Source organism: Pseudomonas sp. BP6, from assembly GCF_017875935.1.
Classification (GTDB): domain Bacteria; phylum Pseudomonadota; class Gammaproteobacteria; order Pseudomonadales; family Pseudomonadaceae; genus Aquipseudomonas; species Aquipseudomonas putida_Y.
The window spans coordinates 1,274,790-1,294,845 of sequence record NZ_JAGINI010000001.1 but is presented as its reverse complement, the minus strand read 5'-3'; the positions used below and the strand labels follow the sequence as shown (position 1 = coordinate 1,294,845).

Below are 20,056 nucleotides of genomic sequence, written 5' to 3'. Positions count from 1 at the left end.
TGCACCCCGCCTTGCAGGGCCAGTCACTCAATGGTCAATGCCCCGACCATACCCGCCTGGTAATGCCCCGGCACGTTGCAGGCAAACTCGATGGGTGCCGACTGACGGAAGGTCCAGGTCAGCTCGGCGCGCTGGCCGGGCATGACCAGCACGGTATTGCCAGCCCCGTGACCATGGCCGTCACCGTGGTTCATCATCTTGCCGTGATCCATGCCTTCGTGGTTCATGGCCTGGGTGAACATCTTGCCTTGCATGGCGACCATTTCCTTCTGGTGTTCGGCATGCATGGCCTTGTCGCCCAGGTTGAATTCGTGTGGCAGTTTGCCCTCGTTGACCAGCACGAAGCGCACCGTCTCGCCGGCTTTTACCTGCAGGCTTTTGGGCTCGAAGGCGATGTCCTTGAGCACCACGTTGACCGTACGGGTGGCCTTGGCCGCCGGGGCAGGCTCGCCGAAGGCGAAGGTCTGCGCCTGGCCAGCAAAAGCCGGCAGGCTGCCCAAAGCAAGGGTGGCGGCAATGAACAGGTGTTTCATGATGACTCCGGGGTTACACAATCGGGATGAAGCCACATTAGCCGGGGGCGACTGGCAGCTACCTGACAGGCACATTACAACTTTGTCAGCTTGGGCGAGCGGGCACATCGTCACGTATCATTTCAGCCATCACATTGCTCCTGTGCTAGCAGGGTAAAACAACGCCCATTGGCTACGCTAACTTTCAGATTATGGACAGTGCATGAAACTGCTGATCGTCGAAGACCAGGCCCGCACCGGCCAGTACCTGAGCCAAGGCCTGAGCGAGGCCGGCTTTGCCACCGAGTTGGCTACCGATGGCGAGACCGGCCAGTTCCTCGCCCTGACTGGCGACCACGACCTGCTGATCCTCGACGTGATGCTGCCCGGCCGCGACGGCTGGCAGATCCTTCAGGCCGTGCGCCAGGCTGGCCTGGATACCCCAGTGCTGTTCCTGACCGCCCGCGACGCCGTCGAGGATCGTGTGCATGGCCTGGAACTGGGCGCCGACGATTATCTGGTCAAGCCGTTCGCCTTTTCCGAACTGCTGGCCCGGGTACGCAGCCTGCTGCGCCGAGGCACCAGCCCGAGCCAGGACACCACCCTGTGCCTGGCCGACCTGCGTCTGGACCTGATCCGCCGCCGTGCCAAGCGTGCCGGGCTGCGCATCGACCTGACCGCCAAGGAGTTTTCACTCCTTGAACTGCTGCTGCGCCGCCAGGGCGAGGTGCTGCCAAAATCGCTGATCGCCTCGCAGGTATGGGACATGAACTTCGACAGCGACACCAACGTGATCGAAGTGGCCATCCGCCGCCTGCGCCTGAAGATCGACGACCCGCACCCCAACAAGCTGATCCACACCGTACGCGGCATGGGTTACGTACTTGAAGAGCGCACCGAGTGATGCGCCGGATTTCCCTCGGCAGCCGCCTGGCCCTGCTGTTCGCCGCCTGCACCGCCACCGTCTCGCTGGGCGCCGGCCTGTTATTCAGCCGGGCCAGCGAGCAGCACTTCATCGAGCTCGACCAACAACTGCTGGACTCGCGCCTGTCATTGTTCCGTACGCAACTGGCTGGCGTCAGCACGGCTGATGAACTCCAGGCCCGCCTGCCTGCCCTGCACGATGAACTGAGTCACCAGGCAGACCTGGCCCTGCGTATCAGCGCCAGCAATGGCGTTACCTGGTTCGAAAGCCGCAGCGGGCTGCCGCTTGCAGCGCAGGCCACCGGGCTGGCCACCCTGCATGCGCCAGGCATCGACTACCGCAGCCTGTCCGTACCCCTGATGCAGAGCGCCATGCAGTCGCCGCGACTGACCCTGTACCTCGACATCACCCACCACCAGCACTTCCTCCAAGGCATGCAACGGCTGATATGGCTGACGGTCGGCCTGTCGGCGCTAACCACCGCACTACTGGGTGCCTGGGCCGCCCGCAGCGGCCTGCGACCATTGCGGCAGATGGGCCAGGTGGCCGCCAGCGTGTCAGCGCGCTCCCTCACCACCCGTCTGCCGGTGGCGCAGATGCCCGAAGAACTGGCCGAACTGGCCAGCAGCATGAACGCGATGCTGCAGCGCCTGGACGATGCCTTCCAGCGCCTGTCAGCGTTTTCGGCCGATATCGCCCACGAGTTACGTACGCCGCTGTCCAACCTGCTGACCCACACCCAGGTCACCCTCACCCGCCCACGCAGCCTCGAAGAATACCGCGAGGCGCTGCATGGCAACCTGGAAGAACTGCAATGGATGGCGCAGATGATCAACGACATGCTGTTTCTGGCCAAGGCCGACCACGGCCTGCTGGTACCGGGCCACGCGCCTTTGGCGCTGCATGACGAGGTGGATGCGCTGCTGGAGTACTATGCGCCGCTGGCCGAAGACAGCGACGTGAAAATGCTGCGCGAGGGTGAAGCCGTGCTGCTCGGTGACCAGCATATGCTGCGCCGGGCGCTGTCCAACCTGCTGGACAACGCCATGCGCTTCACGCCGGCAGGAGGACAGATAAAGGTAACCTTGGGGCCGGGACCGACGATCAACGTGGCCAATACCGGGCTGGCTATCGACCCGGCGGCGCTACCGCGGCTGTTTGACCGGTTCTACCGGGTGGACCCGGCTCGACGGGAAGGCAGCAGCGAGCATGCAGGGCTGGGCTTGGCGATTACCCGGTCGATCGTGCAGGCCCATGGCGGGCGCATACGGGCGGAGTGCGAGGGTGGGTGGACCCGATTCGTGATCGACTTCACTCAAGATCGGTAACCCTGGGGCGCTTTACGCCCCCAGGATCTCAGGCAAGCATCAAACCGCCAGGCCAATCGCCGGCTGCACCTGCGACGCCCGGTAGGCCGGGTAAATGGTCGCCAGGAAACTCATCACCAGGCCGGCGGTGCAGATGATCGCCACATCCCCCCACTGTAACTGCGACGGCAAGCTGCTGACGAAATACACATCCGACGTGAAGATGTGCTGCCCGCTCACCCGCTCCAGCCAACCGACAATCTGACTGACATTGAACGCCGCAATCACGCCCAGTACGCCACCAATCAGCGTGCCGACAATGCCGATCAGGCTGCCCTGGACCATGAACGTACCCATGATCTGCGCCGGCGTGGCACCCAAGGTACGCAGGATGGCAATGTCCGGCCCCTTGTCGTTCACCACCATCACCAGGGTGGCGATGATATTGAACGCCGCCACCGCGATGATCATCATCAGCAGCAGACCGATCATGGTCTTTTCCATCTTCATGGCGCTGAACAGGCTGCCCTGGGTATGCGACCAGTCATCGGCGCGGTAGGCGTCACCAAGCCCGGCAGCAATCGCCTTGGACACCTGCGGAGCGGCATACAGGTCGTGCAGCTTCAGCCGCACACCTTGCACCTGGCCTGGCGCCCAGCGTTGCATCTCGGCGGCATCCGCAACATGGATATAGGCCTGCGACCCATCCAGCTCGGCGCCGACCTTGAAGATGCCAACCACGGTGAGGCGCTGCATGCGCGGGGTGATGCCACCCGGTTCCTTGCTGATTTCCGGCACGATCAAGGTCAGCTTGTCGCCGGTATTCAGACGGAAACGGCGTGCGGTCAGCTCGCCGATGACCACGCCGAACTCACCTGGTTGCAAGCCCTGCAGGCGGCCTTGGACGATGTGCTGGCCAACGATGGAAACCTTGCCCTCCTCGGCCGGGTCGATACCCCCGACCTGGATCGGCTGCATGGCGCCCTTGTACGACAGCATGCCTTCCATCTCGGTAATCGGCGCCACTGCCATCACCGCCGGGTTCTTCATGGCTGCATCGGCCACCTTGTGCCAATCGTCCAGCGGCTGCACGCCAAGGATGGCGGCATGCGGCACCAGCCCGAGAATGCGCGAGCTCATTTCGCGCTGGAAGCCGTTCATCACCGACAGCACCACGATCATCGCCAGCACGCCCAGCGACAGGCCGATCATCGAAGTCATCGAGATGAACGAAATGAAGTGGTTGCGACGCTTGGCTCGGGTGTAGCGCGCACCGATAAAGATGGGCAAGGGTCTGAACATGTACGAAATCACCCAATGAAAACAGGAAAACGGGGCAGCACTTGCCACCCCGACAGTCGATCAAATTGCCACCAGGTGGCCATCGTCGAGCTTCAACACGCGGTCCATCTGCCGCGCCAGGTTGAGGTCGTGGGTGACCACCAGGAATGCCGTGCGCGAGGCACCGGACAGCTCCTGCATCAGCTCCTGGATGCCTTGGGCGGTATGGTGGTCGAGGTTGCCGGTCGGCTCGTCGAGCATCACCAGGCCGGGGCGATTGACCAGCGCCCGGGCAATCGCCACGCGCTGGCGCTCGCCGCCGGACAGCTCGGCCGGCTTGTGGTTCAAGCGGTGGCCCAGGCCTACCCGCTTGAGCAGCGCCTCGGCACGCTCCCGGGCCTCGGGGATGGGCGTTCGGCCGATCAGCAGCGGCATGCACACGTTCTCGATGGCGGTGAATTCCGGCAGCAGGTGGTGAAACTGGTAGACAAAGCCCAACTCACGGTTGCGCAGCAGGCCACGGGCCCGCTCGCCCAGTGCCGACAGCTCTTCGCCAGCCAGCCATACGCTGCCTTGGGTCGGCCGGTCGAGGCCGCCCAGCAGGTTGAGCAAGGTACTCTTGCCAGAGCCGGAACTGCCGACGATGGCCACCCGCTCACCGGCCTGCAGCTCCAGGTTGAGCCCGGACAGTACCTGCACCGACTCCGGGCCCTCGTCGTAGGACTTGCCCAGGTTGCGGCAACTCAGAACGGCTTTATCACTCATGCGCGACTCACTCATAACGTAGCGCCTCTGCAGGCTGGGTGCGGGCCGCACGCCAGGCCGGGTACAGGGTGGCGAAGAAACTCAGGACCAGTGCCGCACCGCAGACCATGTACACGTCCTGGGCCAGGATCTGCGACGGCAGGTAATCGATGAAGTACACGTCGGCGTTGAGGAACTTGTGCCCGATCAGTTTCTCGATGCCAGCGATCGCCGCGCTCACGTTCAGCGCCGCGAAAATCCCGACCACGGCGCCGATCAGGGTACCGATCACCCCGATCACCGTGCCCTGAACCATGAAGATGAGCATGATCTGCCCGGGCGTGGCGCCCAGGGTACGCAGGATGGCGATGTCGCCGCGCTTGTCGTTCACCACCATCACCAGGGTGGAAATGATGTTGAACGCTGCCACCGCCACGATCAGCAGCAACAGCAGACCGATCATGGCCTTTTCCATACGGATCGCCTGGTACAGGTTGCCGTGGGTACGGGTCCAGTCACGGCTATAGAATTCCTGGTCGCCCAGTTGCTGGGCGATGCTCCAGGCTACGCGCGGCGCCTGGAACAGGTCGTCGAACTTCAGGCGCAGGCCCTGGACCTGGTCGGGCTTCCAGCGGTGCAGGCGGGACAGGTCGCTGATATTGGTCAGGCCCAGATAGCCATCGATCTCGCCCGCGCCAACGTGGAAGGTGCCGACCACGGTGAAGCGCTTCATGCGCGGGAACATGCCGGCAGGAGTCACGCTGACCTCGGGGGCGACGAAGGTGAGCTTGTCGCCGATGGCAACGCCCAGCTTGGCCGCCGCCTTGTCACCGATCATGATGCCCCACTCGCCCGGTGCCAACTGGTCAAGGCGGCCTTGCTGGACGAAGTTGTCGATGATCGACACCTCGCGCTCGCGAGCGGGGTCGATGCCATTGAGCAGCACCTTCTGCACCTTGCCATCATGGGTCAGCAGGCCCTGCATCTGGGTGAACGGCGCAACCGCTACCACCTGCGGATTCTGCTTTACTTGTTGGGCAAGGGCCTGCCAGTCGGCAATGGGCTGGCCGCTCTCCAGCGTGGCATGGGGAATCATGCCCAACACGCGGGTGCGCATCTCGTGGTCGAAACCGTTCATCACCGACAGCACCACGATCATCACCACCACGCCCAGGGCGAGGCCGATCATCGAGGTCAGGGAAATGAACGAGACGAAGTGATTGCGACGTTTGGCACGGGTATAACGCGTGCCGATGAATGCGAAAAGAGGTCTGAACATGTCGGGGCTTGTTCGGATGAAAGGGAACGTCCTTGTGGCGAGGCGCCTACGGCGGCTTTACACTCGGACCACCGCCGCTACCTTGGGTTCGCCATGACGACATTAGACGAAGAAGATCGCCGCGAATACTACCGCATCGAAGATCGGATCGCACTTCAAATAAGCCCCCTTAGCGCGGCCGAAGCCCTCGAGCCAGATGTGTTGCAAGATGATTCGCCGTTATTCAACCTGCTCAGCGAGCTGCACCTGTCCGACTTCGAGTCGCAACACCTGTTGCGCCAGCTGAGCGACAAGGACCGCACCCTCGCCGCCTTCCTGCGAGCACAGAGCAAGCGCCTCGACTTGCTCAGCGCGGTGGTTGCGCAAACCCTGCTTGGCGAAGTCGGCGAGCCACTACCGGTGGTCATTTCCGAAGGCGGCATCGAATCCGCCCAAGCCACACCGATTGCCCCCGGTACCCGGGTGAAAGTAAAAATGGTGCTGATGCCGCGCGCCCATGGCCTGCTGCTGCGCGGCAGAGTCAGCCATTGCGACCCTCGCCCGGAGGGCGGCTTCGAGGTCGGCACCGAGTTCATCGACATGACCGACGCCCAACGACAACTGCTGGCCCGTTACATCCTGCAGCGCCAGCAACAACAACGGCGCCAGCAGCTGGAACTGAACGACCCCGCCTCCTGAGCCAATTTTTCCCTGATTTGAAGGAACGAACGTGACCCTGATCTACGGCCATCGCGGCGCCAAGGGCGAAGCACCCGAGAACACCCTGAAAAGCTTTCAGCAATGCCTGGCACATGGCGTGACCCGCTGCGAGCTGGACCTGCACCTGTCATCCGACAACGAACTGATGGTCATCCACGACCCCACCCTCAAGCGCACCACTGGCCGGCGCGGCAAAGTAGTCGAGCACCCGGCCGCCGAACTGGTCATGATCGATGCCCGCAAAGGCGGCCCGGGCCATGTGCAGCCCTGCCCGATCCCGAAACTGGAAGAGCTGTTCAAAAAATGCCCGTTCGAGCACTGGCAGCTGGAAGTGAAAAGCGCCTCGCGCACCCGTGCGGCTACCACTGTCCTGGCGATCCGTGAACTGGCCCAGCAATATGGCCTGCTGGACAAGGTGACCATCACCTCCAGTTCACGCGAAGTACTGGGCGCCGCCCTGGAACTGGTGCCAGACGTGAAGCGCGGGCTGGTGGCCGAATACGCCTGGCTCGACCCGCTGAAGGTGGCACATAACTATGGCTGCGAGCTGCTGGCATTGAACTGGACACTGTGCACCCCCGAGCGCCTGCTCAAAGCACAGGGCCAGGGTTTGCATGTGTCGGTGTGGACGGTCAACGAGCCGGCACTGATGCGCCGGCTGGCTGACTTTGGTGTGGACAGCCTGATTACAGACTTTCCCGGTTTGGCCAAGACCACCCTCGGGTAGGGTTGAAATCGGTCTCTCCGACCGGCTCAGGCCACCGGTCGGAGCCGCTCAAAAAAGCCGGTTCAGGCCGTCATAGGCAGCTACCCGATAGGCTTCGGCCATGGTCGGGTAGTTGAACGTGGTGTTGACGAAGTACTTCAGGTTGTTGTGCTCACCTGGCTGGTTCATGATCGCCTGGCCAATGTGGACAATTTCCGAAGCCTGGTAGCCGAAGCAATGCACGCCGAGGATTTCCAGGGTTTCGCGGTGGAACAGGATCTTCAGCATACCCTGCGGCTCGCCGGCGATCTGCGCACGCGCCATGCCCTTGAAGAAGGCCTTGCCCACTTCGTACGGTACCTTGGCTTGGGTCAGTTCCTGCTCGTTCTTGCCGATCGAGCTGATCTCCGGAATGGTGTAGATACCGGTCGGCACGTCGTTGACGAAGCGCCAGCTGCCATTGTCGACAATGCTGCCAGCGGCCGACCGGCCCTGGTCATGGGCCGCGCTGGCCAGGCTTGGCCAGCCGATCACGTCACCGGCGCCATAGATGTTCGGCACGGCGGTGCGGTAGGCCTCGTCGACCTCGATCTGGCCGCGACTGTTCACCTTGATGCCGATGTTTTCCAGGCCCAGCTTGTCGGTGTTGCCGGTACGACCGTTGCACCACAGCAAGGCGTCGGCCTTGATCTTCTTGCCCGACTTGAGGTGCAGGATCACCCCGTTATCCAAACCTTCGACGCGCTCATACTCTTCGTTGTGACGCACGGTGATGTTGTTGTTGCTGAAGTGGTAGCTCAGTGCCTGGGAAATTTCCGAATCGAGGAAGCTCAGCAGTTGGCCACGGTTGTCGACCAGCTCGACCAATACGCCCAGGCCACTGAAGATCGAAGCGTATTCGCAACCGATCACGCCGGCACCGTACACGATCAGCTTGCGCGGGGTATGGCTGAGGCTGAGGATGGTGTCGCTGTCGTAGACGCGCGGGTGGTGGAAGTCGATGTCGGCCGGGCGGTAGGGGCGCGAACCAGTCGCGATGATGATGTGCTTGGCGTTGAGTTTCTCGACCACCCCGTTCGGGCACACCACTTCCACGGTTTGCTCGTCGGCGAAGCTGCCGGTGCCGAAGAACACGTCGACGCGGTTACGGGCATAGTAGCCAGTGCGCGATGCCACCTGCTTGGCGATGACCTTCTCGGCGCTTTTCAGCACGTCCGGGAACGAGAACCAGCGTGGCTCACCGATGGCACGAAACATCGGGTTGGTGTTGAACTGCATGATCTGCCGCACCGAGTGACGCAGTGCCTTGGACGGAATGGTACCCAAGTGGGTGCAGTTGCCACCGACCTGGCGACGGTCATCGACCATCGCTACCTTGCGCCCTGCTTTGGCGGCGTTCATTGCCGCGCCTTCACCGGCCGGGCCGGAACCCAGCACCACTACGTCGTAGTTGTAGACAGCCATGCGTACTCCTTCAGAACTGGCCCGCAAGCCACGGTCGCTCGCGGGGCACGATCATGCCGCCGGGGCGCCATGAGAAAATTCGGGTGCAGTCTAATCAACCCTGAACGCCGCGCACATTAACCCTTGGTCGCGTCGTAGGCCAATTTCGCCCGCACTACATATGCTTCACCCATTCCCTGGCGGCAATCATCCCTGCTTGTGCTTTCACTGGCCTTTCACTGCCCGTTCGAACGCGGGCGTAGCTCGGGAGACGAAGCCACCCTCCGCCCGAGTCACCAAAACCGCCGCCAGGTCATGCGCCACGGCAAAATCCCAGCCTCGCTGCGGCCCCAGGATGAGCAGCAGCGTCGAATAGCCGTCGGCCTGCAGTGCTGAGGCGTCCAGCACCGTGACGGCCGCCAGGTCATGCTCGACCGGGCGCCCGAGGCGGGCATCGAAGGTGTGCGAATAGCGCCGGCCATTCTGCTCGAAATAGTGCCGATAGTCACCCGAGGTTGATACTGAAAGGCTATTGACCGGGATGATCTGGCGGGCGACCTGCCGGTCTTCGCGGGGCAGTTCCAGGGCAATGCGCCAAGGGCCGCCGTCAGGCTTGCGGCCAACCGCCTTCAACTCGCCAGTGACCTCGGCAACAAAACTGCTGACACCCATGGCCTGCAGGCGCGCAGCGATCAAGTCGACAGCATGGCCGGCGACGATGCTGTTGAAGTCGAGCTGCACCGGGGCATCCTTGCACAGGGCTCGACCTTTGACGCGCAGGTGCTGGTAACCCACACGCCGGCGTACCTGGGCCAGTGCCTGTGGTTCGGGCACCTGCTCGTGACGGGCCTGAGGGCCGAAGCCCCACAGGTCGAGCAAAGGCTCCACCGTGAGATCGAAAGCGCCATCGCTCTGTTCGGCAAGGTGCTGGCCGAGGCTGACCAATTCGAGCATATCGGGCGGCAGGGCCAGGCACTGGCCGGCGGGTAACCGGTTGAACTGGCTGACGATGGAATCGCCGCGGTAGGTCGAGTAGTGGTGGTCGATGTCATGCAGGATGGTTTCAACCGCCCTCTGCACCTGTGCTGGCACCGGACCACCAGGCTCGCGGACGTACTGGATGCTGTAGCTGCTGCCCATGGTCGGGCCACCCAGGCGCTCCAGGGTGGGGCCCTGATTGCAGGCGGTGAGTAGCAGCAGAATGAACAGTAGGGCTGTGCGCACAGTAGGGTTTCTCGGTTGCCGGTGCTGGCCTCTTCGCGGGTAAACCCGCTCCTACAGGGGCAGCGATAATCCTGTAGGAGCGGGTTTACCCGCGAAAGGGCCGGCACTGACAACACACATTCAGAATAAAAAAAACGGGAACCCGAAGGTTCCCGTTTTTTCATTGCCTTACAAGCGAATCAGCGTGGAAACGCTGGCGGGTTCACACCGGCCATGTCTTCCATCACACGAACCACCTGGCAGCTATAACCGAATTCGTTGTCGTACCAGACGTACAGAACAACGCGGTTGTCGTTGGCGATGGTCGCCTCTGCGTCAACCACACCGGCGTGGCGCGAGCCCACGAAGTCGGTTGAAACCACTTCCTGCGAAGCCACGTAGTCAATCTGCTTGTGCAGCTCCGAGTGCATGGCGGTCTGGCGCAGGTACTCGTTGATCTCGTCGCGGGTGGTGGCCTTTTCCAGGTTCAGGTTCAGGATGGCCATCGAAACGTTCGGCGTCGGGACACGAATGGCGTTGCCGGTCAGCTTGCCCTTCAGCACTGGCAGTGCCTTGGCAGCAGCGGTGGCGGCGCCGGTTTCGGTGATTACCATGTTCAGCGGCGCGGCACGGCCACGGCGGCTGCCCTTGTGGAAGTTGTCGATCAGGTTCTGGTCGTTGGTGAACGAGTGAACGGTTTCGACGTGGCCGTTGACGATGCCGTACTGATCGTTGATGGCCTTGAGCACCGGCACGATGGCGTTGGTGGTGCAGGAGGCCGCCGAGATGATCTTGTCATCGGCAGTGATGTCACCGTGGTTGATTCCGTGCACGATGTTCTTCAGCGCGCCCTTGCCAGGCGCGGTGAGGATCACGCGGGCAGCACCCGGGCAGGCCAGGTGCTGGCCCAGGCCGTCGGCGTCACGCCAGACACCGGTGTTGTCGACGATAAGCGCATTGTCGATGCCGTACTGGGTGTAGTCGACTTCGCTCGGGTTCTTGGCGTAGATAACCTGGATCAGGTTGCCGTTGGCAGTGATGGTGTTGTTGGCTTCGTCGATGGTGATGGTGCCATCGAACGGACCGTGCACCGAGTCACGGCGCAGCAGGCTGGCACGCTTGACGAGGTCGTTTTCGGCGCCCTTGCGCACGACGATGGCACGCAGACGCAGGCCGTCACCACCACCGGTCTTCTCGATCAGGATGCGCGCCAGCAGGCGGCCGATGCGACCGAAACCGTACAGGACAACGTCGGTGCCTTTGCGCGCCGACGCGTTCTGCTGGCCAACCACGTCGGCCAGCTCTTCACGGACGAACTGCTCGGCAGTGCGGCCATTGCCTTCCTGCTTGAACTTGTTGGCCAGCTTGCCCAGGTCGACCGATGCGGCGCCCAGTTTCAGCTCGCTCATGGCCTTGAGCAGGGGGAATGTCTCGTGGACGGACAGTTCGGTTTCGTCGGTTTGGCGGTGGCGCGCAAAGCGGTGCGCCTTGAGGATCGAGATAACCGAACGGTTGATCAGGCTGCGGCCATAAATCGAGCTCACCACGTTGTTATTGCGGTAGAGCTGACCGATAAGCGGGATCATCGCTTCAGCCAGGGCTTCACGATCAATCCACTCACCAAGACACTGGTCGGGCTTCTGAGTCACGGGAACCTTCCACATGTAGGGACAGAAAAAAGGGGCTACATTATGACGCCCCAACGCGGAACCGGCAATGAGTGCCTGTCGCAGCGACGCAAGCCAGTGCTCATGCCCTTTCGAGCCTGACAGCCGGCACTGTCACCGGTACAATCGGTCTCTTTGCCGCAACGCTTGGAGTGCAATCTCCCGTGTCAGTTCTGCGCCTACCGCAAATGTCGGCCACGGCCGGCAAACAAACCTGGGGCAACCTGCCCGGTGCCGCCCTCAGCCTTGCCATCGCCGAAGCCGCCAGCAGCGCTGGCCGCTTCACCCTGCTGCTGACGGCCGACAGCCAGGCCGCCGACCGTCTGGAGCAGGAGCTGCGCTTCTTTGCCCCGGACCTGCCCGTGCTGCCGTTCCCCGATTGGGAAACCCTCCCCTACGACCTGTTCTCGCCGCACCAGGACATCATCTCCCAGCGCATCGCCAGCCTGTACCGCTTGCCGGAGCTGAGCCACGGCATCCTCGTGGTGCCGATCACCACCGCCCTGCACCGCCTGGCACCCACGCGTTTTCTGCTGGGCAGCAGCCTGGTGCTGGATGTGGGCCAGACCATCGACGTGGAGCAGATGCGCACGCGCCTGGAGGCCAGCGGTTATCGTTGCGTCGACACCGTCTACGAGCATGGCGAGTTCGCCGTGCGCGGCGCGCTGATCGACCTGTTCCCGATGGGCAGCAAACTGCCCTACCGCATCGACCTGTTCGATAACGAGATCGAGACGCTGCGCACCTTCGACCCCGAGACCCAGCGCTCGATCGACAAGGTGGATTCGGTGCGCCTGCTGCCAGCACGCGAATTCCCGATGCAGAAGGAAGAAGTGACCCGCTTCAAGGCACGCTTTCGCGAGCGCTTCGACGTCGACTTCCGCCGCAGTGCAATCTTCCAGGACCTGGCCAGCGGCATCATCCCCGCCGGTATCGAGTACTACCTGCCGCTGTTCTTCGAAGAAACCTCGACCCTGTTCGACTACCTGCCGACCGACACCCAGGTGTTCTCGCTACCCGGTGTGGAACAGGCCGCCGAGCACTTCTGGAACGACGTGCGCGGGCGTTATGAAGACCGCCGCGGCGACCTCAGCCGGCCGCTGTTGCCGCCGGCCGAGCTGTTCCTGCCGGTGGAAGATTGCTTCGCCCAGCTCAAGCAGTGGCCCCGGGTGGTGGTCAGCAGCGAAGCGCTCGACCCTGGCGCGGGCCGCGAGCGCTTCCCGGCGCGCGCCCTGCCCAACCTGGCCATCGAGGCCAAGGCCAACCAGCCGCTGGCCGAGCTGGCCAACTTCCTCGACCAGTTCCCCGGCCGCGTACTGTTCACTGCCGAATCAGCAGGCCGTCGTGAAGTGCTGCTGGAGCTGCTCGAACGGCTGAAGCTGCGCCCACAGACCGTCGAAGGCTGGGACGATTTCATTACCGGTGCCGAGCGCCTGGCGATCACCATCGCCCCGCTGGACGACGGCCTGCTGCTGGACGACCCAGGCCTGGCCCTGATTGCCGAAAGCCCACTGTTCGGCCAGCGGGTGATGCAGCGCCGGCGCCGTGACAAGCGCGGCGAAACCGCCAACGACGCGGTCATCAAGAACCTCACCGAGCTGCGCGAAGGTGCGCCGGTGGTGCACATCGACCATGGCGTCGGCCGCTACCTGGGCCTGGCCACCCTGGAAATCGACGGCCAGGCCGCCGAATTCCTGACGCTGGAATACGCCGAAAACGCCAAGCTGTATGTGCCGGTGGCCAACCTGCACCTGATCGCCCGCTACACCGGCAGCGACGACGCCCTGGCACCGCTGCACCGGTTGGGTTCGGAGGCCTGGCAGAAGGCCAAGCGCAAGGCCGCCGAACAGGTCCGCGACGTGGCCGCCGAACTGCTCGACATCTATGCTCGCCGCGCCGCACGCAAGGGCTACGCGTTTGCCGACCCGTCCGTCGACTACGCCACCTTCAGCGCCGGCTTCCCGTTCGAGGAAACCCCGGATCAGCAGGCCGCCATCGAGGCCGTGCGCGCCGATATGCTGGCACCCAAGCCAATGGACCGCCTGGTCTGCGGCGACGTGGGCTTCGGCAAGACCGAAGTGGCCATGCGCGCAGCGTTCATCGCCGTGCACAGTGGCCGTCAAGTGGCCGTACTGGTGCCCACCACCCTGCTTGCCCAGCAGCATTACAACAGCTTCCGCGACCGCTTTGCCGACTGGCCCGTGACCGTGGAAGTGATGAGCCGCTTCAAGTCGGCCAAGGAAGTGGCCGCCGCCGCCGCGGACCTTGCCGAAGGCAAGATCGACATCCTTATCGGCACCCACAAGCTGTTGCAGGACGACGTGCGTTTCAAAGACCTGGGCCTGGCCATCATCGATGAAGAGCACCGCTTTGGCGTGCGCCAGAAAGAACAATTGAAGGCGCTGCGCAGTGAGGTCGACATCCTCACCCTGACTGCCACGCCGATTCCGCGCACGCTGAACATGGCGGTGGCGGGCATGCGCGACCTGTCGATCATCGCCACACCGCCAGCACGCCGCCTGTCGGTGCGCACCTTCGTCATGGAGCAGAACAAGAGCACGGTCAAGGAGGCGCTGCTGCGCGAACTGTTGCGCGGTGGCCAGGTGTACTACCTGCACAACGATGTGAAAACCATCGAAAAATGCGCCGCCGACCTTGCCGAACTGGTGCCTGAGGCACGCATCGGCATCGGCCACGGGCAAATGCGCGAACGCGAGCTGGAACAGGTGATGAGCGATTTCTACCACAAGCGCTTCAACGTGCTGGTGGCCTCGACCATTATCGAAACCGGTATCGACGTGCCCAGCGCCAACACCATCGTCATCGAGCGCGCCGACAAGTTCGGCCTGGCCCAGCTGCACCAGCTGCGTGGCCGGGTTGGCCGCAGCCACCACCAGGCTTACGCCTACCTGCTCACACCTACCCGTCAGAAGGTCAGCGCCGACGCCGAAAAGCGCCTGGAGGCAATCGCCAACACGCAAGACCTGGGCGCAGGCTTCGTGCTGGCCACCAACGACCTGGAAATCCGCGGGGCCGGCGAGCTGCTGGGCGAAGGCCAGAGCGGGCAGATCCAGGCGGTGGGCTTCACCCTGTACATGGAAATGCTCGAGCGTGCGGTCAAGGCAATCCGTAAAGGTACCCAGCCGAACCTTGAGCAGCCACTGGGCGGCGGCCCGGAGATCAACCTGCGCCTGCCGGCACTGATCCCCGAAGACTACCTGCCTGACGTGCATGCGCGCCTGATCCTGTACAAACGCATTGCCTCGGCTGCCGACGAGGAAGGCCTCAAGGACCTGCAGGTCGAGATGATCGACCGCTTCGGCTTGCTGCCGGAGCCGACCAAGAACCTGATGCGCCTGACGTCGCTCAAGCTGCACGCGGAAAAGCTCGGCATCAAGAAAGTCGATGCGGGGCCCAACGGTGGCAAGCTCGAGTTCGAAGCCGAAACCCCGGTCGACCCACTGACCCTGATCAAGCTGATCCAGGGCCAGCCCAAACGTTACAAGTTCGAAGGCGCTACCCAGTTCCGCTTCCTGGTACCGATGGAGCGCCCCGACGAACGTTTCAATACCCTGGAGGCGCTGTTCGAGCGCCTGACCCCACAGCCTGCCTAAGGAAGACCCATGCGTGCCATCCGTTGCCTGACCCTGCTGCTGGCGCTGTTCGCCCCGGCTGCCTTCGGCGAAGGCCTGTATCAGGTAGAAATGATTCTGGTGCGGCAGAACAGCGTGCCCGCCTTCACCAGCCCGTTCGCCCCCGAAGACTGGAGCGCTGGCGCCCCACGCCTGAGCAAAGACGCCGAGCACCGCCTGGCACTGGAAGATGAAGCCACCCGCCTGGCAGCCACCGCCGACTACACCGTGCTCATGCACAAAGCCTGGCAGCAGCAGGTGGGCAGCGAACCCAGCCGCATCGCCGTGGGCGAAGGCACCGAACAGTTCGGGCACTTCCCTATCGAAGGCAACCTGAGCATCGCTGAAGGCCGCTTCATCACAGTCGAGGCCAACTTCTGGGTCAACCAGCTGGATGGCAACGGCAACGTGCTGCAAAGCGAGCAGTTCAGGCAGAGCAACAGCAACGTCAAGGGCGGCCAGCTGACCTTTCTCGACGGTGGGCACCTGGCAGTGCTGCTGAAGGTGACACCACCGGGCACGCCGAAAATGCCGGTGATGGCCCCGGAGATGATGGAGCAGTAAGCCCATGAAGCACGATGCTGCCGAGATGGTGAACGCCTATCCGAACTGGATTCAATCATTCAGCAAGGCTACCCTGCAGCGCGGTGAGCGCTATGCCGAGGAAGGCAGGGTCGAACTGGAAGGCATTCATGGGCAGAGCATAACGGCCAATTGCCAGGGAAGCGGCAACAACCACTACCGGCAACACATCGAGTTGCACGTTGCGGCCGGCCGGTGCCATGTGCGCGGCGAATGCGATTGCCCGGTACGACACAACTGCAAGCATTGCGCCGCTGCACTTTTCTGCGTGAGCGACCGCTTTTCCAACAGTGAGGTAACGCAAGCCAACCCGGGCACCTTGTCCGCCGAACTGCAGCACTGGTTGAGCGGCCTGGAGCAGGCCCCGCCCAAAGCCGACGCTACCGAAGACAAGCGTGGACGCATGGTGTGCTATCAGCTCCAGCTCACCGACGATGCCGGCTGCGCCCTGCTTGTCCGCAAGGGCACGCGTACGGAGGATGGCATCCGCTTCAGCCGCGTCCAGTCACTTTACGATTTTCTCTACGAGCCACCGCGCTTCGTAACAGACGAAGACACCCGCATTCTGCGTCTGCTCTCGGCCCTGAATCAGGGTGGCGGCCAGGATCGCGGCTACAGACTGAAGGGCCACGAAGGTGGCGAGTTGTTCCAGCGCGCCCTCGAAACCGGGCGAATGTTCTTCGATACCGACTTCCCCCTGCTTCACGAAGGCCCGGTGCGCCATGCCGAGTTTCGCTGGGTACGCCTGGACAACGGAAACTACCGGGGGCGGTGGTACAGCGGCGAAGAGACGCTGCGCTGCGTCATCCCGCTGCTGCCGCTTTACTACTTGAACCTGCTGACCCGTGAAGTGGGCAAGGTCGAACACAGCCTGGATCCGCACGTCGCCGTTCAGCTGACCATCGCACCCGATGTACCGGAACACCTTGTCGTACCCTTGAGCCACAAGCTCAATGCCCTCAGCCACAAGGTGCCGACCCCGACGCAAGTGCAAGAGCAACTGCTCGATAACATCCAGCCAAAGCCCCTTCTTGCTCTCGGCAGCCTTGAATACACCGCCTACATGCCAAAAACCGGTCGCATGCAGCGGCAAATGCAACATCGCGCCGCACTGGCGTTCGATTATGACGGTTTGCAGGCCAGCGGCACCGACGAAAAGCCGCTGACCCGCCTGGCGGGCAGCACCAGCCAGCGCATTCGCCGCCAGACTCAAGCCGAGCAGGCGCTGCGCCAGATGCTGCGCGATTTCGGTTTCAAACCCGCCACACGCCAGAGCAAGGCCCTACCCGACAGCGCCGGCGAAATGTACCAGTTGCCGGACGACGAAGCCTGGCTGCACTTTGCCCGCGAAGGCCTGCCGCGCCTGCGCGAAGCCGGCTGGGACATCGACATTCACCGCGACTTCGCCTTCAACCTGCAGGAGGTGGACGACTGGTATGCGACCATCAACGAAGCGCCCGGCCATGAATGGTTCGACCTGGAACTAGGCATCGTGGTCGATGGCCAGCGCCACAGCCTGCTGCCGATCGTGTTGCAACTGTTGCGCAGCAGCCCGGAGCTGCTACGCCCTAGCGAACTGGCCCGGCGCAGTGACGATGAACACCTGCTGATCGACCTCAACCGCGGCCGTCTCGATGCCCCCGCTTTGCGCGTCGCCCTGCCTTACGGCCGCATCAAGGCCGTCATGGGCACCCTGGGCGAGCTCTACTTGCATGAGGACACGGCAGGCCCGTCCCTGCGCATGGAGCGCGCCGACGCCGCGCGCCTGAACGAAATCGAAGGCCTGCCCCTGCACTGGGAAGGTGGCGAGCATGTACGCGATCTGGGTCGCCGCCTGCGCGATGCCCGCGACCTGCAGGTAGAACCGCCCACCGGGCTGCAGGCCAGCTTGCGCCCCTATCAGCAGCAAGGCCTGAACTGGCTGCAGGCCCTGCGCGAGATGGGTACCGGCGGCATCCTCGGCGACGACATGGGCCTGGGCAAGACCCTGCAGGCCTTGGCCCATCTGCTGCTGGAGAAACAATCCGGGCGCCTGAGTACACCGGCCCTGGTGGTCATGCCAACCAGCCTCATACCCAACTGGCTGGACGAAGCCCAGCGCTTCGCGCCCGACCTGCGCGTCCTGGCACTGCATGGGCCGGGGCGCAGCAAGTACTTCACCAAGCTCCATGAGTACGACCTGGTCCTGACCACTTACGCCCTGATGCCACGCGACCTCGAACAGTTGCGCCCCCAGGCCTGGCACATGCTGATACTGGACGAGGCGCAAAACATCAAGAGCAGTAGCAGCAAGGCCGCCCTCGCCGTCTGCGAGCTACAGGCCGGCCAGCGCCTGTGCCTGACCGGCACGCCGATGGAAAACAACCTGGGCGAACTGTGGTCGATCTTCCACTTCCTGATGCCTGGCTGGCTGGGCGACCTGAAGCGCTTCAATCAGGATTACCGCAACCCGATCGAACGCCACGGTGACAGCGAGCGCATGACCCACCTGGCCAGCCGCATCCGGCCGTTCCTGCTGCGTCGCACCAAAGAGCAGGTGGCCACCGAGCTACCGGCCAAGACCGAGATGGTGCACTGGGTCGAGCTCAGTGATGCACAGCGCGATACCTACGAGGCCGTGCGAGTGGCCATGGACCAGAAAGTCCGCGATGAAATCGCCCGCAATGGCGCCGCACGCAGCCAGATCGTGATCCTCGACGCGTTGCTCAAGCTGCGCCAGGTGTGCTGCGACCTGCGCCTGGTCAAGGGGGTAGAAAGCAAAGGCAACCAGGCCGACAAGGGCAAGCTGGGGGCGCTGCTGGAAATGCTCGAAGAACTGCTCAGCGAAGGGCGCCGGGTGTTGCTGTTCTCACAGTTCACCTCGATGCTGGCGCTGATCGAGCAGGAACTCGAGAAGCGCAAGATCCGCTACAGCCTGCTGACCGGTGACACTCGCGACCGTCGCACGCCAGTGCAGCAGTTCCAGCAAGGTAACAGCGAAGTGTTCCTGATCAGCCTCAAGGCGGGGGGCGTTGGCTTGAACCTGACGGCAGCGGACACCGTGATCCACTTCGACCCCTGGTGGAACCCGGCCAGCGAAAACCAGGCTACCGATCGTGCCTACCGCATCGGCCAGGACAAGCCGGTGTTCGTGTTCAAGTTGATTACCCGGGGTACGGTGGAAGAGAAGATCCAGCTGCTGCAGCAGGAAAAGGCAGCACTGGCAGCCAGCCTGCTGGACGGCGGGCAGGCTGGGCAATGGCGGCTTGGCGATGAAGAAATCGAGGCCCTGTTTGCGCCATTGCCTGGAAAACGCGGGCGGTAGGCCAAAGGGGATACAGCGTAGGAGCGGGTTCACCCGCGAATGGGCCGGGACTGCTGACCAATCTCCACCTGCCGCTCACCGTTGCCGCCGCTACCGTATTCGCGGGTAAACCCGCTCCTACAACGCAATGGGTGGTGGGCACACATCGGAGGCTGGACGCAGGCCGTCGTAGGCGCGGGTTCACCCGCGAAAGGGCCGGCCCTGCTGGCCAATCTCCACCTGCCGCTCACCATTGCCGCTGCCACCGTATTCGCGGGTAAACCCGCTCCTACAACGCAATGGGTGGTGGGCACACATCGGAGGCTGGACGCAGGCCGTCGTAGGAGCGGGTTTACCCGCGAAAGGGCCGGGCCTGCTGGCCAATCTCCACCTGCCGCTCACCGTTGCCGCCGCTACCGTATTCGCGGGTAAACCCGCTCCTACAACGCAATGGGTGGTGGGCACACATCGGAGGTTGGACGCAGGCCGTCGTAGGAACGGGTTTACCCGCGAAAGGGCCGGGCCTGCTGGCCAATTTCCACCCGTCGTTCACCGTTGCCGCCGCTACCGTATTCGCGGGTAAACCCGCTCCTACAATGGGTGGTGGGCACACATCGGAGGCTGGACGCAGGCCGTCGTAGGAGCGGGTTTACCCGCGAAAGGGCCAGGCCTGCTGGCCAATTTCCACCCGTCGTTCACCGTTGCCGCCGCTACCGTATTCGCGGGTAAACCCGCTCCTACAATGGGTGGTGGGCACACATCGGCGGTTGGACGCAGGCCGTCGTAGGAGCGG

General features: G+C 63.3%; 14 protein-coding genes. 7 read left to right on the top strand and 7 right to left on the bottom strand.

Annotated elements, in window-relative coordinates; translation table 11 throughout:
* Positions 1–23: 23 nt before the first annotated feature.
* A complete protein-coding gene (locus J3A98_RS05755) occupies positions 24–533 on the bottom strand; it encodes a cupredoxin family protein (RefSeq protein WP_209964648.1) in 510 nt (169 codons plus the stop codon).
* Positions 534–735: 202 nt separating this feature from the next.
* On the opposite strand from J3A98_RS05755, the gene cinR reads away from it, so the two are divergent.
* Both cinR and cinS read left to right on the top strand, forming a co-directional pair.
* Complete coding sequence (gene cinR / locus J3A98_RS05750) at positions 736–1,416, top strand: heavy metal response regulator transcription factor (RefSeq protein WP_209964647.1); 681 nt, start codon at positions 736–738, stop codon at positions 1,414–1,416.
* The gene (gene cinS / locus J3A98_RS05745; protein ID WP_209964646.1) at positions 1,413–2,765 is read left to right on the top strand and encodes a heavy metal sensor histidine kinase; all 1,353 of its coding nucleotides are present in this window, start codon (positions 1,413–1,415) and stop codon (positions 2,763–2,765) included. Before cinR ends, cinS begins: the two co-directional genes overlap by 4 nt.
* A gap of 39 nt (positions 2,766–2,804) precedes the next feature.
* On the opposite strand, the gene J3A98_RS05740 is transcribed toward cinS, so the two are convergent.
* From J3A98_RS05740 to J3A98_RS05730, 3 genes are read right to left on the bottom strand one after another with little or no spacing between them, the layout of a single operon-like run.
* Positions 2,805–4,046 carry a lipoprotein-releasing ABC transporter permease subunit gene (locus J3A98_RS05740; protein ID WP_026031816.1) on the bottom strand — a complete coding sequence of 414 codons (1,242 nt, stop codon included), beginning with the start codon at positions 4,044–4,046 and terminating at the stop codon, positions 2,805–2,807.
* Positions 4,047–4,106: 60 nt separating this feature from the next.
* The gene (gene lolD / locus J3A98_RS05735; RefSeq protein ID WP_172402812.1) at positions 4,107–4,790 is read right to left on the bottom strand and encodes a lipoprotein-releasing ABC transporter ATP-binding protein LolD; all 684 of its coding nucleotides are present in this window, start codon (positions 4,788–4,790) and stop codon (positions 4,107–4,109) included.
* A 7-nt stretch (positions 4,791–4,797) separates the two neighbouring features.
* Positions 4,798–6,048, bottom strand: a complete 1,251-nt coding sequence (locus tag J3A98_RS05730; protein ID WP_209964645.1) for a lipoprotein-releasing ABC transporter permease subunit — start codon at positions 6,046–6,048, stop codon at positions 4,798–4,800.
* A gap of 93 nt (positions 6,049–6,141) precedes the next feature.
* On the opposite strand from J3A98_RS05730, the gene J3A98_RS05725 reads away from it, so the two are divergent.
* Entirely contained in the window at positions 6,142–6,726 is a 585-nt protein-coding gene (locus tag J3A98_RS05725) for a PilZ domain-containing protein (protein WP_209964644.1), read from the top strand.
* A 31-nt stretch (positions 6,727–6,757) separates the two neighbouring features.
* Entirely contained in the window at positions 6,758–7,474 is a 717-nt protein-coding gene (locus J3A98_RS05720) for a glycerophosphodiester phosphodiesterase (protein ID WP_176684856.1), read from the top strand.
* A gap of 48 nt (positions 7,475–7,522) precedes the next feature.
* On the opposite strand, the gene sthA is transcribed toward J3A98_RS05720, so the two are convergent.
* From sthA to J3A98_RS05705, 3 genes are all read right to left on the bottom strand, one after another.
* Positions 7,523–8,917, bottom strand: coding sequence for a Si-specific NAD(P)(+) transhydrogenase (gene sthA / locus J3A98_RS05715; RefSeq protein ID WP_176684855.1), 1,395 nt, complete (start codon positions 8,915–8,917; stop codon positions 7,523–7,525).
* A 204-nt stretch (positions 8,918–9,121) separates the two neighbouring features.
* A complete protein-coding gene (locus J3A98_RS05710) occupies positions 9,122–10,120 on the bottom strand; it encodes an FAD:protein FMN transferase (protein WP_209964643.1) in 999 nt (332 codons plus the stop codon).
* A 179-nt stretch (positions 10,121–10,299) separates the two neighbouring features.
* Positions 10,300–11,763 carry a glyceraldehyde-3-phosphate dehydrogenase gene (locus J3A98_RS05705; protein ID WP_176684853.1) on the bottom strand — a complete coding sequence of 488 codons (1,464 nt, stop codon included), beginning with the start codon at positions 11,761–11,763 and terminating at the stop codon, positions 10,300–10,302.
* Between the two features lie 167 nt (positions 11,764–11,930).
* On the opposite strand from J3A98_RS05705, the gene mfd reads away from it, so the two are divergent.
* From mfd to J3A98_RS05690, 3 genes are read left to right on the top strand one after another with little or no spacing between them, the layout of a single operon-like run.
* Positions 11,931–15,380, top strand: coding sequence for a transcription-repair coupling factor (gene mfd, locus J3A98_RS05700; RefSeq protein ID WP_176684852.1), 3,450 nt, complete (start codon positions 11,931–11,933; stop codon positions 15,378–15,380).
* 9 nt (positions 15,381–15,389) lie between these two features.
* A complete protein-coding gene (locus tag J3A98_RS05695) occupies positions 15,390–15,962 on the top strand; it encodes a CsiV family protein (RefSeq protein WP_209964642.1) in 573 nt (190 codons plus the stop codon).
* A 4-nt stretch (positions 15,963–15,966) separates the two neighbouring features.
* Positions 15,967–19,284 (top strand): DEAD/DEAH box helicase, encoded by a 3,318-nt coding sequence (locus J3A98_RS05690; RefSeq protein ID WP_209964641.1) that lies wholly within the window; start codon positions 15,967–15,969, stop codon positions 19,282–19,284.
* Positions 19,285–20,056: the final 772 nt, after the last annotated feature.

Bases quoted from the DNA above. Each gene is read 5' to 3' on its own strand.
- J3A98_RS05755 (WP_209964648.1), bottom strand. From the start codon at position 533: ATGAAACACCTGTTCATTGCCGCCACCCTTGCTTTGGGCAGCCTGCCG.
- cinR (WP_209964647.1), top strand. From the start codon at position 736: ATGAAACTGCTGATCGTCGAAGACCAGGCCCGCACCGGCCAGTACCTG.
- J3A98_RS05740 (WP_026031816.1), bottom strand. From the start codon at position 4,046: ATGTTCAGACCCTTGCCCATCTTTATCGGTGCGCGCTACACCCGAGCC.
- lolD (WP_172402812.1), bottom strand. From the start codon at position 4,790: ATGAGTGATAAAGCCGTTCTGAGTTGCCGCAACCTGGGCAAGTCCTAC.
- J3A98_RS05730 (WP_209964645.1), bottom strand. From the start codon at position 6,048: ATGTTCAGACCTCTTTTCGCATTCATCGGCACGCGTTATACCCGTGCC.
- J3A98_RS05725 (WP_209964644.1), top strand. From the start codon at position 6,142: ATGACGACATTAGACGAAGAAGATCGCCGCGAATACTACCGCATCGAA.
- sthA (WP_176684855.1), bottom strand. From the start codon at position 8,917: ATGGCTGTCTACAACTACGACGTAGTGGTGCTGGGTTCCGGCCCGGCC.
- J3A98_RS05705 (WP_176684853.1), bottom strand. From the start codon at position 11,763: ATGTGGAAGGTTCCCGTGACTCAGAAGCCCGACCAGTGTCTTGGTGAG.
- J3A98_RS05695 (WP_209964642.1), top strand. From the start codon at position 15,390: ATGCGTGCCATCCGTTGCCTGACCCTGCTGCTGGCGCTGTTCGCCCCG.
- J3A98_RS05690 (WP_209964641.1), top strand. From the start codon at position 15,967: ATGAAGCACGATGCTGCCGAGATGGTGAACGCCTATCCGAACTGGATT.